Origin of the sequence: Kaistella flava (ex Peng et al. 2021) (assembly GCF_015191005.1) — a bacterium.
Lineage (GTDB): Bacteria > Bacteroidota > Bacteroidia > Flavobacteriales > Weeksellaceae > Kaistella > Kaistella flava.
This window is the reverse complement of sequence record NZ_CP040442.1, coordinates 3,190,912-3,207,230: the sequence shown is the minus strand read 5'-3', so window position 1 is coordinate 3,207,230 and position 16,319 is coordinate 3,190,912. Positions and strand designations below refer to the sequence as shown.

16 protein-coding genes are annotated in these 16,319 nt (G+C 34.4%); 2 read left to right on the top strand and 14 right to left on the bottom strand.

Going from position 1 to position 16,319, the window contains the following annotated elements; all coding sequences use genetic code 11:
• Positions 1-116: 116 nt before the first annotated feature.
• The gene (locus Q73A0000_RS14405; protein WP_193811625.1) at positions 117-920 is read right to left on the bottom strand and encodes a GLPGLI family protein; all 804 of its coding nucleotides are present in this window, start codon (positions 918-920) and stop codon (positions 117-119) included.
• A 5-nt stretch (positions 921-925) separates the two neighbouring features.
• Positions 926-1,222 (bottom strand): hypothetical protein, encoded by a 297-nt coding sequence (locus Q73A0000_RS14400; RefSeq protein ID WP_193811624.1) that lies wholly within the window; start codon positions 1,220-1,222, stop codon positions 926-928.
• 164 nt (positions 1,223-1,386) lie between these two features.
• Between Q73A0000_RS14400 and Q73A0000_RS14395 the strand changes: the two genes are divergently transcribed.
• Both Q73A0000_RS14395 and Q73A0000_RS14390 read left to right on the top strand, forming a co-directional pair.
• Positions 1,387-2,355: a hypothetical protein gene (locus Q73A0000_RS14395; RefSeq protein WP_193811623.1), complete on the top strand. Its 969-nt coding sequence runs from the start codon at positions 1,387-1,389 to the stop codon at positions 2,353-2,355.
• Positions 2,356-2,357: 2 nt separating this feature from the next.
• Positions 2,358-5,036, top strand: a complete 2,679-nt coding sequence (locus Q73A0000_RS14390) for a hypothetical protein (RefSeq protein WP_193811622.1) — start codon at positions 2,358-2,360, stop codon at positions 5,034-5,036.
• Between the two features lie 284 nt (positions 5,037-5,320).
• Here Q73A0000_RS14390 and Q73A0000_RS14385 read toward each other — a convergent pair whose 3' ends face one another.
• The 12 genes from Q73A0000_RS14385 to Q73A0000_RS14330 all read right to left on the bottom strand — a co-directional run bounded on the left by Q73A0000_RS14385 (position 5,321) and on the right by Q73A0000_RS14330 (position 16,130).
• Positions 5,321-6,148 (bottom strand): GLPGLI family protein, encoded by an 828-nt coding sequence (locus Q73A0000_RS14385; RefSeq protein WP_193811621.1) that lies wholly within the window; start codon positions 6,146-6,148, stop codon positions 5,321-5,323.
• Positions 6,145-6,417: a DUF1294 domain-containing protein gene (locus tag Q73A0000_RS14380; RefSeq protein WP_193811620.1), complete on the bottom strand. Its 273-nt coding sequence runs from the start codon at positions 6,415-6,417 to the stop codon at positions 6,145-6,147. The genes Q73A0000_RS14385 and Q73A0000_RS14380 overlap by 4 nt, the downstream gene beginning before the upstream one ends.
• Before the next feature lie 213 nt (positions 6,418-6,630).
• Positions 6,631-7,455 (bottom strand): GLPGLI family protein, encoded by an 825-nt coding sequence (locus Q73A0000_RS14375; RefSeq protein WP_193811619.1) that lies wholly within the window; start codon positions 7,453-7,455, stop codon positions 6,631-6,633.
• A gap of 515 nt (positions 7,456-7,970) precedes the next feature.
• Positions 7,971-8,258 carry a 30S ribosomal protein S10 gene (rpsJ, locus tag Q73A0000_RS14370; protein ID WP_193813737.1) on the bottom strand — a complete coding sequence of 96 codons (288 nt, stop codon included), beginning with the start codon at positions 8,256-8,258 and terminating at the stop codon, positions 7,971-7,973.
• The gene (locus Q73A0000_RS14365) at positions 8,249-9,046 is read right to left on the bottom strand and encodes a GLPGLI family protein (protein WP_193811618.1); all 798 of its coding nucleotides are present in this window, start codon (positions 9,044-9,046) and stop codon (positions 8,249-8,251) included. Before Q73A0000_RS14365 ends, rpsJ (Q73A0000_RS14370) begins: the two co-directional genes overlap by 10 nt.
• Positions 9,047-9,101: 55 nt before the next feature.
• Complete coding sequence (locus tag Q73A0000_RS14360) at positions 9,102-9,371, bottom strand: hypothetical protein (RefSeq protein ID WP_193811617.1); 270 nt, start codon at positions 9,369-9,371, stop codon at positions 9,102-9,104.
• A 382-nt stretch (positions 9,372-9,753) separates the two neighbouring features.
• Complete coding sequence (gene rpsJ, locus Q73A0000_RS14355) at positions 9,754-10,059, bottom strand: 30S ribosomal protein S10 (protein WP_002661363.1); 306 nt, start codon at positions 10,057-10,059, stop codon at positions 9,754-9,756.
• An 18-nt stretch (positions 10,060-10,077) separates the two neighbouring features.
• On the bottom strand, positions 10,078-12,195 hold the full coding sequence (gene fusA, locus Q73A0000_RS14350) for an elongation factor G (RefSeq protein WP_193811616.1): 2,118 nt from the start codon (positions 12,193-12,195) through the stop codon (positions 10,078-10,080).
• A gap of 6 nt (positions 12,196-12,201) precedes the next feature.
• Complete coding sequence (gene rpsG, locus Q73A0000_RS14345) at positions 12,202-12,678, bottom strand: 30S ribosomal protein S7 (protein ID WP_193811615.1); 477 nt, start codon at positions 12,676-12,678, stop codon at positions 12,202-12,204.
• Positions 12,679-12,703: 25 nt separating this feature from the next.
• A complete protein-coding gene (gene rpsL / locus Q73A0000_RS14340) occupies positions 12,704-13,117 on the bottom strand; it encodes a 30S ribosomal protein S12 (RefSeq protein ID WP_034718671.1) in 414 nt (137 codons plus the stop codon).
• A 377-nt stretch (positions 13,118-13,494) separates the two neighbouring features.
• Entirely contained in the window at positions 13,495-15,672 is a 2,178-nt protein-coding gene (locus Q73A0000_RS14335; RefSeq protein WP_193811614.1) for a reprolysin-like metallopeptidase, read from the bottom strand.
• 5 nt (positions 15,673-15,677) lie between these two features.
• Positions 15,678-16,130, bottom strand: coding sequence for a hypothetical protein (locus Q73A0000_RS14330; RefSeq protein WP_193811613.1), 453 nt, complete (start codon positions 16,128-16,130; stop codon positions 15,678-15,680).
• Between the last annotated feature and the right edge of the window lie 189 nt (positions 16,131-16,319).

Genomic DNA, 16,319 nt, shown 5'->3' with positions numbered 1-16,319 from the left:
ATTGACAAATAATGATTAAAAATATTTTTAACTTTTTTGCTTGAATGTAAGAGACTTGCAATAAAAAAAGATCCTCAAACATTGAGAATCTTTTTTCAAAAACTATTACTAGAAATTTAATCTAAATAATTATTCTTCTTTTTTCTATTTTCAGATAGTTTATCTTTTATTTCTTTACTTAAAGGTGTATTTGAAATTTTTTGAAATTCAGCTACTGGATTTTCATCTACTTGTTTTCGCTTCTTAATAAAGTCAGCATAATTCGTTTTAATGACCCGATCTATTGGCTTTATCTTTTCTGTCAAGTTTTGAATAGATAGCAATGTAATAAAGAAATATTTTTCAGAATCATAGACTTCAAGAATCAAACCCGGCAAACCTTTAAATGTATAGGGTCCTTCTGCAATAGGAATTTCGCTTGTGAACCAAGCGGTATAATTACGACCATTATAAATCCCCTTCGCTTCTGTGCATTCATAGTCTCCAATTCGCTTTTTCGCTCTCCCAACTTTCCAGTCAATTTTATTATAAGCTGCATAAACAAACTGATCCTTTAAAATCTTATCAAAAACCTGTACCTCTTGATGATCTTTGTATACCTCGTGAACTAAATTGACACTGGGTATTTTAGAGAAATCAACCACCAAGCTACCACTTGTCTTTGCTGTTTCAAAACTATTTTGAAGCGATAAATTCCTTAATGAATCTGTTGCCCTTTTTTGCTGACTTTTATAAAGCGAAACCTGATCTCCTATTTGCAAAACCATAACCTCACTCGTTTTGCTTTCAAGATTCAAAGTGTCCTTTAAAAATTCAACATTATATTTACAAACAACATTGGTAATATTAATCTGTTTTGATTGCTGACCAAAACAGATTAAATTTAGTAAAATAAATAACCCCGATATTTTTTCTTTCATAATAATTAACAAAGTTCAGTGTTCCACAAGTCCCAAATTACAGATAAATCACATTCAATAGCATCAAAATCTGAACAATGTGTATCTTGAATACTTTTGCCGCACGACAATAAATATGTTACTGGATAACAAGCAGCCAAAACCTCTAACTGTTCGGAATTTTTAAAACTTCCCACGTTTAAAACATCCAAATTTTGAATATTATTTGATTCAATCATTGAAATTTTAGGAAATACTTCCAAAGCATTCGCACTCATCATTCCAGCAACTCCTAAAGCTAGTAATAAAACTAATTTTTTCATAATACATTCTTTTTATTGGTTAATGTATTGCGAATCTAAAACTAAAACTAAAACTAAAACTACGCAACTTATTATTTAAAAAAAATGGAGTTATTTTATTATGTTAACTAAGTTTTCTTAAAAACGACACTCAATCATTAAACAGATATTTATAAATTTAAACAATGAAAAAATTCTTCTTCCTCTTTTCGATTTTAATGATGACTTCTTGCAAACAAGAGAGCAGTAAGCCTTATACATTTTATTACTGGCGAACTCACCTTTCTTTAAAACCTGCAGAAAAAACTGCTTTGCAAAAAGCAACAAGTCCTTATATATACACTCGGTTTTTTGATATTGAAAAAGTAGACGGAAAATTTCAGCCCGTTGCGGTGATTACGAAAGACGACACTTTTGAAACCGATAAACAAATCGTTCCGGTAGTTTACATTAAAAATGATATTTTCTACGATATTACTTTAGACGAAATTAACTTCCTGGCAGAAAATGTTTCCTCTTTAATTCGAAAAAAACAAAAAGAGTTTGGTTTTAAAACATCAAAGGAAATTCAAATCGATTGTGACTGGACGGCGGGAACCAATAAGCAGTATTTCGCCTTTCTTAATCAATTAAAAGAACTTTCAAAAAAGGAGATTACCTGTACACTTCGACTTCATCAAGTGAAGAATAGCAAACTCTCTGGAATTCCGCCTGTGGACAAAGTTTATTTGATGTGCTACTCTACTTCCTCGCCTTTGGAAAACACAGACCGTAATTCTATTTTGGATATTCCGACTTTAAAAAACTATCTGAAAAATGTTGACCTTTATCCTTTAGATATGGATATTGCCTTACCAATTTATTCCTGGGGAATCGTAACCAATCATGTTGGGAAACACAAGTTAATCAACGCCATATCTGCCGAGGATTTAAAAAATGTTAACTTTAAAAAATTATCCGAAACTGAAGTTGAAATTCTCAAAGACGGTTTCTATTTCGGAAATTTTCTGAATAAAGGATTTACCATTAGGGTTGAAGAAATTTCGGAACAACAGTTAGATGAAGTCAAAAAATATTTGAACAAAAAAATTCCGAATTATTCGGTAGTCTATTATCAATTGGACAGCAGGTTTATCGATCAACACAAATTTTAGTTATGAAAAAAATTATTCTTTCCACCGCGTTATTTTTTCTGATGTATTCAAAAACCGAAGCCTGCGCTTGGTATGATCCCGACAATGGCTATTTCAACTTATTTACCCAAACTATCATTAAAGATAAAACCTACCTGCCTTTTCTACATACTTTGTCGAATCGGTTTTACGGTCATGAGCATTATGAGATTCCAAGTGAGAATATAGAAAGTTGGCAAAAGTACTTCGGCAATTCACTTTCCTATCTGGAAACTCAAATTTTGGTAGAGAAAATGCCAATGAAGGAATTGAATGATTTCAAAAAAGGGTTGGCCGGAAATTCAATTCTAAAGAAATTAGGTTCTTATCAAAAATACCAGGAAGCGATTGATTATTTAATTGAAGCGAAATATCTGGAACCGTACATGCGTATTAATTATGTAGAAAGTCCGGATTCCTTTTATTTCTATGGTGACAAAAATGCAGAGAACGCCACGCAACTCGATTATGAGAAAACGATTTCCGCTTTAACTTCACTTTATAATGCCGCGAAAATTCCTGAAATAAAATTGCGGTACGCCTATCAGTTGGTTCGTTTTAATCATTACACCCGCCATTATGAAGAATCGACTGAAGCTTTTAAAAAATACGTTGAACCACTACAATTAAAATCTGCTCCTTACTTCATGGCGCTGGATCAATTGGCCGGAGCACAACGAGGTTTAAATAAGTCTCAAGAAGCGAACTGGAATTTCTTTCAGGTTTTTATGAAAAGTAAAAATCGAAAAGAAAGTGCTTTTGTGTCGATGCAATTATCAGATTCTGCTTCTTTCGATAATATCTTGAAAAGAGCCCAAAGTAAGGAAGAGAAAAACATGGCTTACTTTCTTTTGGCGTACCAAGATTTCAGCAACCCGATTCCGATGATGGAAAAAATGTATGACATTGATCCAAATTCTGAAATCCTGAAAGTTCTGGCAGCGCGAAGTATCAATGAACTTGAAAGAAGTTATTTGCCTATTTACTTTAATAATGATGATAAAGATAATTCAACGGTAAATTCAATTGGTAAAAGCTCAACAGTTCCAAAAGCTAAAACTGAAACTTCAGGCGAAGTCAGTTTTTGGCAGAAAATTAAAAATTTCTTTATCCATTTATTTAGTTCTGAAGAAGGTACGACACCAGAAAAAGCGACTGACGAAAGTGATAAAAATTTACTGAATAATCCGAACCGGCTTCCGTTCTATACCAAAAATGAAAATTATGGTCCACCGGAAAATTCACCAAAAAACTTCATCGATGATTTCGAAAAGTTAACTTCAAAAATAAAAGAAAAATCTGATGATGAGTTTTGGCAAATTGCAGATGCTTATCTTTCTTTTCTTAAAAAAGACTACGATAAAAGCAAGCAAACGTTAACTCAAATAAAAACCACCAATCCGGAATACATTACTGAAATCAACCGCATGAAAATGCTGAACGATACTGTTTCGCAACCAAAGATTACGGCGGAGTATGAAGACTATTTAGTAAAGACCTATCCGGAAATTTTCGCGAATCTTCCGCTGACCAGTGGACATTTGTATAATGGCGAAAGTCAACCCTCAACCCAGCAATTTATTCAGGACATTTTGGCGAACCGCTATTTCATACAAGGTGAAGAAGGAAAATCTTTTTTAATGAGCAACAGGCTGTCGGATTTACAGTATAATCCCAATTCGAAATTAATTAAAAGCGTGGATGACTTTTACCGTAAACCGAACAAGACGACTTTGGAACAAAATATCATTTCCAAAAACATTGATGATGTCGGAAATATTGATGCGTTCTTTAATGTACTTTATGGCGACCGCGAAATGCGTCTGGCGAATTTTGAAAAGGCAAAAGGCTTTTACGAAAAGGCCACTGATTTTGGTGGAATTCCGAGAGAGGAATATTCCTGGAATGAATCGGACACGCCGACGGTTACAAAAACCAAGTACGGAAATAATTATAATGGATTTAAAAATATCTCTTCTTTAATTTTCGGCCACAATGTTTGGGAAAGTTTCAACAGTCCTGAAAATGAAAGTATGAAATCTGAAAATTTCACCGGTTTTCCTTTCATTAAAAATGGCATGAACAAAGTTGAACTTGCAGAGGCATTAATTCAGTTAAAGAAAATCGGACTCGGAACTGATGAAAAATCCGCAGAAGCCAACCAGCTCATTGGGAATTTATTATACAACACGTCAAGTCTGGGTTATTTCCGGGAAGTTTTTGTCATGGACATTAATAATGATAATGGTCCAAAGTATCATTTTTATAATAATGACCAACCCGTTTTTAAATACTATTATAAAAACTTTGCCGATGACAGCTTTGTGGAACCTGACAATTTCGATCTGGCAATTAATTATTATCAAAAAGCATTGAATCAAAGTAAAGATGAGGAACAAAAAGCCAGAATTCTTTTCCAGATGGCGAGTTCGGAACAGGGAAGATATTATCAGTATGAAACGAAAGCTCCGTTCGATCTAAATTATGGCGATCCTGATTATGACAAAAAACAAGCGGACTATATGAAACAAATGGATCTGGCTAAAAACCAAAAGTACCGCACTTATTTTACAGAATTGAAAAAGAATTACAACCATACGCAAACTTCAAAATCGCTGCAGGGAAGTTGTTCTTATTATGATTATTTCATGAAACGAAATTAATACGTGAATTAAATTTTCACGCAAAGATGCGCAAAGTCTCCTTTAAATAATAAACTGTTTTTAAGATCGCAAAGCCGTTTCATTGAGCAAGATGAAAAACAAATAATTTTATTGATGATAATTTTGTAGATAGGGAAATCAAAAAAGGAATTCATGCGATTCCTTTTTTAAATATTACAGTATTCTAAAAATTAAATTTTATCAATCGCAAAATTTCAAGATTGAACTTTGACTAACCTTGTCAAGGTTCGGAACCTTGACAAGGTTTAATGAAAATCGCAAATCTATTTTTTCGTATAGTGAATGGCTTTATCCAGTTCGATTGGATTATTGTCCTTGCGCATTCTTTCTTGAGTCATCGTGGTTAATTCTTTGAACTGGTCTAGACTTTTAATCTTTACGCCCATGACGGAAAATGTTCCTTCACCATTACTGTTTTTAAACATCTCTTTGAAATCTTGCAATGGATCATTAAATAATTCCAGCTGTTTTTTTCGTAAAATTTTCTCGCTGATCGGAATGGCTTTTTTGCCAGCGAACGATTCTAAAAATTCAGAAGTGTTATATGTTGATTTTAGTTGATAACTTTTGACTAAGCTAAAACTGAAGTTATTTCTATCATCAGCAATTTCAAAAATCAAACCTGGTAAACCACGGAATTTATAAGGTCCTTCATTCAAATTGATGTCGGTGTTAAACCAAGCGGTCCAATTTCTTCCGCCGAAAGTTGTTGTTGCTTTTTGTAGATTATAATTTGCAACCTTTTTTATTTCGGTAGATAATTTCCAATTCACTGGATCTTCAGTTTGAATACTAAAAAGATCATTTAATAAAACATAAGAAATGTTTTTATTAGTATTCAGACTTCTTGTTAAAACTGGAAGCGCATCGTCCCAACTTGAATTGTTATTATTTTTGAGTTTATTGATGGAATCGTTTTCGGCAAAAAAGTAAGGATAGAATTTTACGTCTTCGGGATTGATGTCGAGAATCATATTTTCTTTTATCAACTCTTTGGCAAGCGAATCGCTTTTGAATTGATATTCATAAATGAAACGATGGGTTTGGGCAGAAAGTAGAAATGGAAAAAGAAAGAGTATTAAATATTTCATTGGTGATAATTATAAATCAAATATAAAATTAAAATTTGAATCAATATCACCACCAACATTTTGATTATAAAACTCTTCTTCGCTGTTTTATGATTAAAGATGATCATTCCTAAAACTGAGCCGATTGTTCCGCCGAATAGCGTGAGTAAGAGCAAAGAATTTTCAGGGACTCTTTTTTGGTGTTTTTTCGCTTTGATTTTATCTACAGCGAAATAGATGAAACTTCCAATGGAAAGGGTTAGCAAATATGCCTGTTGAAATGGATTCATTTTGTGAAAATACTGAATTAGATTTGTTATGTCAATGTTATTTTTGTTAATGAACCTCGTCAAGGTTTGGAACCTTGTCAAGGTTGAAGTAGATTTCTGTCTGTCGAGGGATGAACCCTTTCAGCCTTTTGAAGGCTGAAAGGGTTGGTGGATGCTGCGCAGTTAATTTATTTGAAAAGGGATTGATTACATATCAATTTAAAACATACCTTATTATTCCAGTTCTATTAAATTATAAGGTAATTTTTTTGAGTTTTTCGGCAATTCTTTACCATCTGCACCAAAGGCATTTCCGTGAAAAAAACCTGGATTTTCATAATAACTGATCTGTACGCTCCTGAATTTTTCTTTAGAAACTACAAATATTTTTTTGTCATTGCGTACATAAATCGGCAGCGGGGTTTGATCCACCGCGATTGCTTCAAAATGAAAATCAAGTGTAGAATCGTAAATTTCTAATATCAAACCAGGTAAACCTTCAAATTTATAAGGTCCATTATTGATCGGAATTCCCTTCGCGTACCAAGCAGTATAATTCCTTCCACCAAACTCCATGGTTGCTTTATTACAACTGTAGTTTAATATTATTTTTGAACCTTCTTCCACTTTCCATTTAAATTTAGGTTTTGTCTCCTCATATTGGTAGAGATCTCTAAATTTATCCTGTACATTAAGTTTCTCCTCAAATTTTATAATTTCAGTAGACCATGCTACTCTCCTATTTAATATTTCTTCAACTTCCCGTGCATTTAGAATCTCTTTCTTATCATATTTTTGAATGATGGAATCTTGTCTTAATTGATTATACTCAAAAAATTTTGAAATATTTTCACCAATTTGAAGTAAGCATATCGCTTCTCTTTTAGTTGGTGATTTTTTATCAGTACTAAATTTAACTTTATAATAAAAATTATGCGTACTTTTTCCTAATTCTTTTAATTGAAGAGGCTTATTCGGAATAGTGAAGTTTGTCTTAAATTTAATTTGACCGTTTAATTGGGCAAATGAAAAAACCAAAATGAGTAAAATATTCTTCATGGTGAATTTTTAAAGATCTTTTAAAATAAAAATGACGTTTATATAAATCCTTTTGGTGAAAGTACGGAAATTAGATTAATCTTTTCAATAAGCAAGTGTGGAAATTAACCGTGTCAAGGTTTGGAACCTTGACACGGTTGAACGGGATTTTCGCCTGTTGAATAGTGAACCCTTTCAGCCTTCGGAAGGCTGAAAGGGTTGGTGGAGATTCTGTAATCAATCAAAAGAAAATATTGCGGATTGCTTTCGGAAGAAGGACTGTCTGAACTTCTAGCCCCGATTGCAATGGAAATCCTTTTTTTGCGGCTGGTTTGGTGCGGCGGAAAAAAGATTGTAATGGAAAGCGGGACTGGTTTTGAAGATAGGAAATAGTGTTGACGCTTCTAATTGAGATCTTTTCGTTATTCATAATTTGAGATTGCTTCGTCGTCGTTTCTACTAATCGCAATGACCGCACATAAAAAAATCCCTAATCTTTCGAAAAGGGATTTATTATCATAGCAAAGTGCAAATTATCACACTTTAATTTCTACGTCAACTCCTGAAGGTAACTCTAATTTCATTAGGGCATCTACAGTTTTAGAAGAAGAAGAATAGATGTCCATCAATCTTTTGTGTGCAGATAGTTGGAAATGTTCTCTTGCTTTTTTGTTTACGTGAGGAGATCTCAACACGGTGAAGATTCTCTTATTCGTTGGCAAAGGAATCGGACCGTTTACTACAGCGCCCGTGGCTTTTACCGTTCTAACGATTTTCTCAGCAGATTTGTCTACCAAATTGTAATCGTAAGATTTTAATTTAATTCTAAAGGATTGCTATTTGACTTTTTAAATCTATCTGTGTTTTCCTTTTGCCTTACAGGATTTTCGACCTTTCTAATTCCTGATGGACGACCAACATAAGGATTTGAAATAAAATCATTTTTTGCCTTCATAAAAACATTTCTGTCTGTAACATTCTTAAACTTTTCTCTAATTGTAATGGGAGTGTGATCTATTTTTTCAATCTTTACCATGCTAAAAACGTAATCTTCTTGCTCATCATAAACTTTCAAAACTAAACCGGGCAAGTTGGTGAATTTATAAGGACCAATGGTCAAAGAAATATCGTTATCATAAAGAGCTGTCCACTTTCTTCCCAGGTATTCCGAGGTTGCAACATGGCAATTAAACTTCTCATATTTTACTAATTGCTTCTTCAAAATCCATTTCGGTTTTTCTACGATTGAATAGCCGAGCGTAGTTAACCCTAGCGTTTCAATATGGGTATCCACTCCCTTAATACTATATATAACATACTCGTTTCTAGGTTTAGGAAAATTCTCCATTGCAAAACCGCCAAATAAGTTGTTGTTCTTTGCAAATGCGTTTAACAACGAATCCTTTTTCATTTTTTTTTCAGCCACAAACCTTGAATCCGTTCCTGTAATATAAAGATAGAATAGATCCTCATTATATATATTGAGTTTAGTTGAGTCGGGTTTGTATTTTAATAGATACGTAATTCGATAAGAATCGTTGTCAAGCTTATTCTGTGCAGTATGGAAATTAATTATAAACAAAAAAAGAGATAGCCAAATTATTTTTTTCATATAAATTAATAATATAGGGTTCCTAAACAAATACACACCCTAATTTTAAACAATGTTAATTGCCACCACATTCTAAGTAATCATCAAACATAATAAATGCCAAAATAATTTCCATCGAAATCCCAGAATCAACACAATAATTCTCTGTTGTTCCACAGGAATAAGTTACCGGGAAACAATTTTCCACTACAACTGCTGACTTGGTATCATTCATATCTTTGTTAACTTCCCAATTGATAATACTGCTTTCTGCAACAGCATTACTAGCACTCATCATTCCCGCAACTCCAAAAGCTGCAATAATAACATTTTTTTCATAATACATTGTTATTGAATGTTTATGTATCACGAATCTAAAACTAAAACTAAAACTATGCAAGCACTTTTCGGTAAAACCTTACTAATATCGTAATTTATAATTATTCTAAATACGACATTGTATGAAAGGTTATCTCGACTGAAGCGCCATTACTAGATTTTGAAATAAACTGACTGGTGAAAATCTTTTTAGTAGTACTGAATAAATTTCAAGCCGTCATCGAAACGGCATCCCCGCCGCCGCTGCGGGATATAGTGAAGAGCGCGACCGGATTTCTAAAGAAGCTAAAATCTTGTTGTTCCTAGAAAAGAAACCTTCAAGGTTTGAACGAACAAAAAATCCCTAATCTTTCGAAAAGGGATTTATTATCATAGCAAAGTGCAAATTATCACACTTTAATTTCTACGTCAACTCCTGAAGGTAACTCTAATTTCATTAGGGCATCTACAGTTTTAGAAGAAGAAGAATAGATGTCCATCAATCTTTTGTGTGCAGATAGTTGGAACTGTTCTCTTGCTTTTTTGTTTACGTGAGGAGATCTCAACACGGTGAAGATTCTCTTATTCGTTGGCAAAGGAATCGGACCGTTTACAACAGCACCGGTAGCTTTTACCGTTTTTACGATTTTCTCAGCAGATTTGTCTACCAAATTGTAATCGTAAGATTTTAATTTTATTCTGATTCTTTGTGACATTTTGATCTAATTTAAATATTAACCTCTAGCTTTTTCGATTACTTTTTCAGCTACACTTTGTGGCGCTGCTTCGTATTTTTCGAATTCCATAGAAGATGTTGCTCTACCTGAAGATAGGGTTCTCAATGAAGTTACATATCCGAACATTTCAGAAAGTGGTACAAAGCCTTTAATCACTTTTGCATTGTTTCTGTCGTCCATACCGTTTACGGTTCCTCTTCTTCTGTTAAGGTCACCTACGATATCTCCCATGTATTCTTCCGGAGTTACTACTTCCAATTTCATGATAGGTTCCATGATAACTGGTTTCGCTTTTTTACCTGCTTCTCTGAAGCCCATTTTTGCTGCAAGTTCGAAAGATAATGCATCTGAATCCACTGCGTGGAAAGATCCGTCTTTCAAAGTTACTTTAATTCCTTCTACTTCAAATCCTGCTAAAGGACCGTTTTTCATAGATTCTTTGAAACCTTTTTCTACAGATGGGATAAATTCTCTTGGAACGTTACCACCTTTGATTTCATTTACGAATACCAGACCTGCTTTACCGTCATCGGTTGGTCCTAATTCGAACTGAATATCAGCAAATTTACCTCTACCACCTGATTGTTTTTTGTAAACTTCTCTATGGCTAGCGGTCATTGTAAGGTTTTCTTTGTATTCTACTTGAGGTTCACCTTGGTTAACTTCAACTTTGAATTCTCTTCTCATACGATCGATCAAGATGTCAAGGTGAAGTTCACCCATTCCTGAAATAATCGTTTGACCAGAAGCTTCGTCAGTTTTCACTTGGAAAGTAGGATCTTCTTCGGACAATTTTGCCAAAGCGTTACCCATTTTATCCTGATCTGCTTTTGTTTTAGGTTCTACTGCGATACCGATTACTGGATCTGGGAATACCATCGATTCTAGAACGATTGGCGCTTTCTCATCACACAAAGTATCTCCAGTTTTAATATCTTTAAATCCTACAGCTGCACCAATATCTCCTGCTTCAATATATTCTACAGGATTTTGCTTGTTAGCGTGCATTTGATAGATTCTAGAAATTCTTTCTTTGTTACCAGATCTTGTGTTTAATACATAAGAACCAGCATCTAATCTACCTGAATATGCTCTAAAGAATGCCAATCTTCCTACGAAAGGATCGGTAGCAATCTTAAATGCTAAAGCTGAAAAAGGTTCTGTAACAGATGGTTGTCTTGAGATTTCCTCATCTGTTTTTGGATTTGTACCATAAATAGCTTCTTTATCCATTGGTGAAGGCAAGTATTTACATACTGCATCCAACATAAACTGTACTCCTTTATTCTTAAATGAAGAACCACAAGTCATTGGGATAATCGACATATCGATGGTTGCTTTTCTCAAAGCAGCGTTGATTTCGTCTTCTGAAATTGAATCCGGATCTTCGAAGAATTTCTCCATCAAAGTGTCATCATAATCAGCAACTGCTTCAACTAATTTTTCTCTGTATGAGTGAACTTCATCCAACATATCTTCCGGAATTGGAACTACGTCGAAAGTAGCACCTTGAGTTTCATCATGCCACATAATAGCACGGTTCTTAATCAAGTCAACTACACCAGTGAAGGTTTCTTCAGCACCGATTGGTAAAACGATTGGCACTGCATTCGATCCTAACATTTCCTTAACTTGGTTTACAACCATAAGGAAGTCAGCACCTTGTCTGTCCATTTTGTTTACAAATCCCATTCTCGCAACGTTGTAATTGTCAGCCAATCTCCAGTTGGTTTCTGATTGAGGCTCAACACCATCAACCGCCGAGAATAAAAATACTAAACCATCTAATACTCTTAATGAACGATTTACCTCAACCGTAAAATCTACGTGTCCTGGTGTATCGATAATATTAAAGTGGTATTCGTGTGCATCCGGAGTAGGTTCTCCGTTAAATCTTGGGAATACCCATTTACAAGTAGTTGCTGCAGAAGTAATTGTAATACCTCTTTCAGCTTCCTGCTCCATCCAGTCCATTTGTGATGAACCTTGGTGAGTTTCTCCTAACTTGTGTGTTTTACCTGTGTAAAATAAAATTCTTTCTGTAGTGGTGGTCTTCCCTGCATCAATGTGCGCAGCGATACCAATATTTCTTGTATACTTAAGATCTCTTGCCATTTCAGATTAGAATTTAAAGTGTGAAAATGCTTTGTTTGCTTCAGCCATTCTATGAGTGTCTGTTTTCTTTTTGTACGCAGCACCTTCTTCTTTAGCAGCAGCAATAACTTCAGTAGCTAATTTCTGAGCCATTGATTTATCGTTTCTTGCTTTAGAATATTTAATTAACCATTTCATTGCCATAGAAATCTTTCTATCAGCACGAATTGGCATTGGGATCTGGAAGTTAGCACCACCGATTCTTCTTGAACGTACTTCTACGTGAGGCATAACGTTGGTTAAAGCATCTTTCCAAATTTCCAAAGAAGTTTTTTCGTTTTCTCCTTTTTTGCTTTCTACGATATCTAATGCATCATAGAAAATTTTGAATGCGATTGACTTTTTACCGTCATACATCAAATTGTTTACAAATCTTGTTACCAGTTGATCATCAAATTTAGGATCCGGTAACAACGCTCTTTTTTTCGCTTTTGTCTTTCTCATTGTTTCGTTTCTTACTAATTAATGATTACTTTTTCTTACCTTTTGCAGGTGCTGCCGCAGCTTGACCTGGTTTTGGTCTTTTTGCTCCGTACTTAGATCTTCTCTGGGTTCTCCCAGCTACTCCTGCGGTATCCAAAGCTCCACGAACAATGTGATAACGTACTCCCGGTAGGTCTTTCACCCTTCCGCCTCTAACCAATACTATCGAGTGCTCTTGTAAATTATGTCCTTCGCCCGGGATATAGGCGTTAACTTCTTTACCGTTTGAAAGTCTTACCCTTGCAACTTTTCTAAGTGCAGAGTTAGGTTTCTTAGGTGTGGTAGTATATACTCTTGTACATACACCTCGTCTTTGTGGACAAGATTCAAGGGCGGCCGATTTGCTCTTCTTGGCAAGCGAGACTCTTCCTTTTCTTACTAATTGTTGAATAGTAGGCATTTATTGCTTTTTATTTTAGGGTGCAAAATTAAGAAATTATTTTTAATTAGCAACCCTTGATTTACAATAATTTACAAATTGTTTTATTGTAAATGCTTTTATTGAGGATATAGAAGCTTTCGCGCCGATTTTCAATTAAATGCAACCTTAACGAATTTTCTAGAGAATTTTTTTTTAAGCCTCTTTCTAAAGTTTTTAATTAGAAAAAAAATGTTTTAAAAAATTTAGTCACCTATCTTTTAAATTCCTTTTTAAACGACCCCCTATTTTTCTTTAACAACATTCAATTTTCTTTACGATCGCTTTAATTTAAAATTAAAAAAAAGAAAAAGGATGCTAAATAATCAGCATCCTTTTCATTATAAAGTAGCTACTACTTATTTCTTAATCATTAATTTCTCAGATACTTTTTCACCATTCTTTAATTGAATAGTTAAAACGTAATTTCCATTAGCGATTTTTTCCAGGCTAACTTTTCCATCAGCGGAAACATTACCTGAATTCACCAATCTTCCTGAACCGTCATAAATCATATATTTTGAACCTTCAGAGTTATTCATTTTAATATTCACTTCATTCTTCGCAGGATTTGGATAAATTGAAGCATTTTTCAACTTGACATCAGCAGTTGCTAAGGTCTTCTTTACTTTAAACAAAGAAGAATTCACTGCAAAATAGATATTATCAACCGCTTTCACCATAAGCCTTGCATTTCCAATAGTTTCATTTGGAAGAGTTACGACTGCTGAACCATTATTAGGAACGCTTTCCGCAAGAACGACATCAAAAGAAACTCCACCATTTTTAGACATTAAAATACTTACATTATAAGTACTAACTGGCGCAATACTAGTTCCTGCAACATCCCAAGTCACTGTCATCGGACCATCACCATCATAGTCAGTATTTGCTGTTTGAGAAGTTACCTTAAACGGACCCGCATCTACAACAGTTACAAGCATTTGATCTCTTGCTGCTTGGTTACCTATAGGGTTATTATCATTCACTAAAAGTGAGAAGTTTAACTTTCTGGCAACGCTTGGCATAACTTCCCACTTAGGAGTTAAGTTATTCGCCAAGATAGAAGTCATCATCGGGAAATACCTTGATGGTGATTCAGTAGGAGTATAAGAACGGAAAACCGGCCCACCTGTCGCAGTAGAAACTGGAGGCTGTGTATTAGACTGGCTGTCTAACTGTTCCCACAAATAAGTAATAGGATCATTATCTGGATCTGTTCCAATACCTGTCAATACGAAAGCTGTTCCTTTTGGAATCGTATAATCCAAACCAGCATCTGCAGTAGGAACCATATTAACATTTTCTGTTTTTACAGAACAATCACTCGTTTTTGTGATCACTTTGTAGATTTCATTCACGGTAGCTGAGTGAAAATAAGGATCACTATTATTTTGAACATTATTAGTTGCTGTACAAATTCCTGCATAAGCCATAATGGTAGTTCCTCCACCCGGTTCAAAAGCAGTTGAATTATTACCATTACCTTGACACGATCCCGTATTTGCTCTAAAGGTATGGTTTCCTCCAAACTGATGTCCCATTTCATGAGCTACATAATCAATATAGAAGACATCGTTAGTTGGAGCAGGTAAACCCGTAACACCTCCAGCTTTATTCGCCGTACAAACGCTCGCTAAATACGCAACACCTCCACCACCAGTAGAGAACACGTGTCCTATATCATAATTAGCACTTCCGATAACCGCATTGACATTGTTTTTATTTTCAGTCAGCATTTTACCACCATCGTTGTTGGTATAAGGATCCGTAACAGGATCGGTATAAATTAATTCATCAGTATTATCAATCATTACCATTGTTACTGAAGCTGTTTTTTCATACACCCCATTTACTCTGGTCATAGCAACTACCATTGAAGCAAGAGCCTTTGGCACAGTACCTCCGTGGAACGTCGTATATTCTCCGGTCGCAGCCAAAGCAAGACGATATGTTCTAAATTTTCCGTCTGCTACTAAAGGCGCTTTATTTCCAAGATCTCCTTCATCTTCGATTACTCCTTCAACTTTACATTCAAAAAGATGGTCGTTAATCGGCATATCTTTTCTTTTGTAAATCATATAGTTGGAGTTATCTTTGGTATAACTATCCAAATAACTCACTTCCCAACCGTCAAAATACATCGCGCTGATTCCTTGATCTGGCGTTACACTGAAACGAATAGAATTTTGCGAATTCCCTTTCTCATAACCTACATAAGATCTAAGCTCGGGATATTTAGCTTGTAAGCCTGGCGCCATTACAGAAGCCTCCTGTACAATATAAGATCGGAACTTGCCATCAGCATCTGGAAAAGTTACTACACGACCATCTTTACTTGCAAATCTCTTTGGAGCAGTTGCCAGATCGTTTTTTATTTTTTCAATATTAAGTTGATATACAGAGAATTCTTTTGGCTTAGCGTCTCTGGCGGTAAGATTTCCTTTTGGCAAAACATTGACTTTCGACCAATAGTTTTGTCCGAAGCCAAATGCTGCAAACATTAAGCAAGAGAGGGTAAAGGTTTTTGTTTTCATAAAAATTATTTGCTATTATTTTGATAATTAATGATTATTTTTTTCGGAGTAATTTTCTTTAATACTTTTACGAGCACGTTGGGTGTAACTCTACTCGATTTTTCGATTTGCGGATTATTAAAATCTTCAACGTTAATATAAAGAATATTGTTTTTAAGAGCTATTTCTTTTATTTCTACATCATTGCCGTTTTTCAAAACCGGTCTGAAAATAAGATAAGTTTCACCTGCATCTAATGTAGGAATTGGCGCCAATCGATTGCCTTGGGTTTTTGAATGAATGATTTTATAAACAGCATCTATTTTATCCTGAGTATCTAAAATCAAATAATTTCCGGAAGTGAGATTATAAGAAAAATGGGAGACTTCTTCGAAATCAATTGTATCTGAGGGGATATTTCCCGCTTGAGAACTGCAACCTACCATTAAAAACAGAAAAATAGAAAAAATGTAATTCATTAGTGAAAGTATAATTTATAACTGCATTGCAATATTAATATAATTATGTTAATAACTCATAATTTTTAACAAAGATTTGAATAAATTTTTAAAATAAACTCACACTTACACCGAATTCACTGAACTAATACCGACGAATACGGAAATTTAAATCATTAATAAACTATTCATTCTAGTGAACTGTTTTCA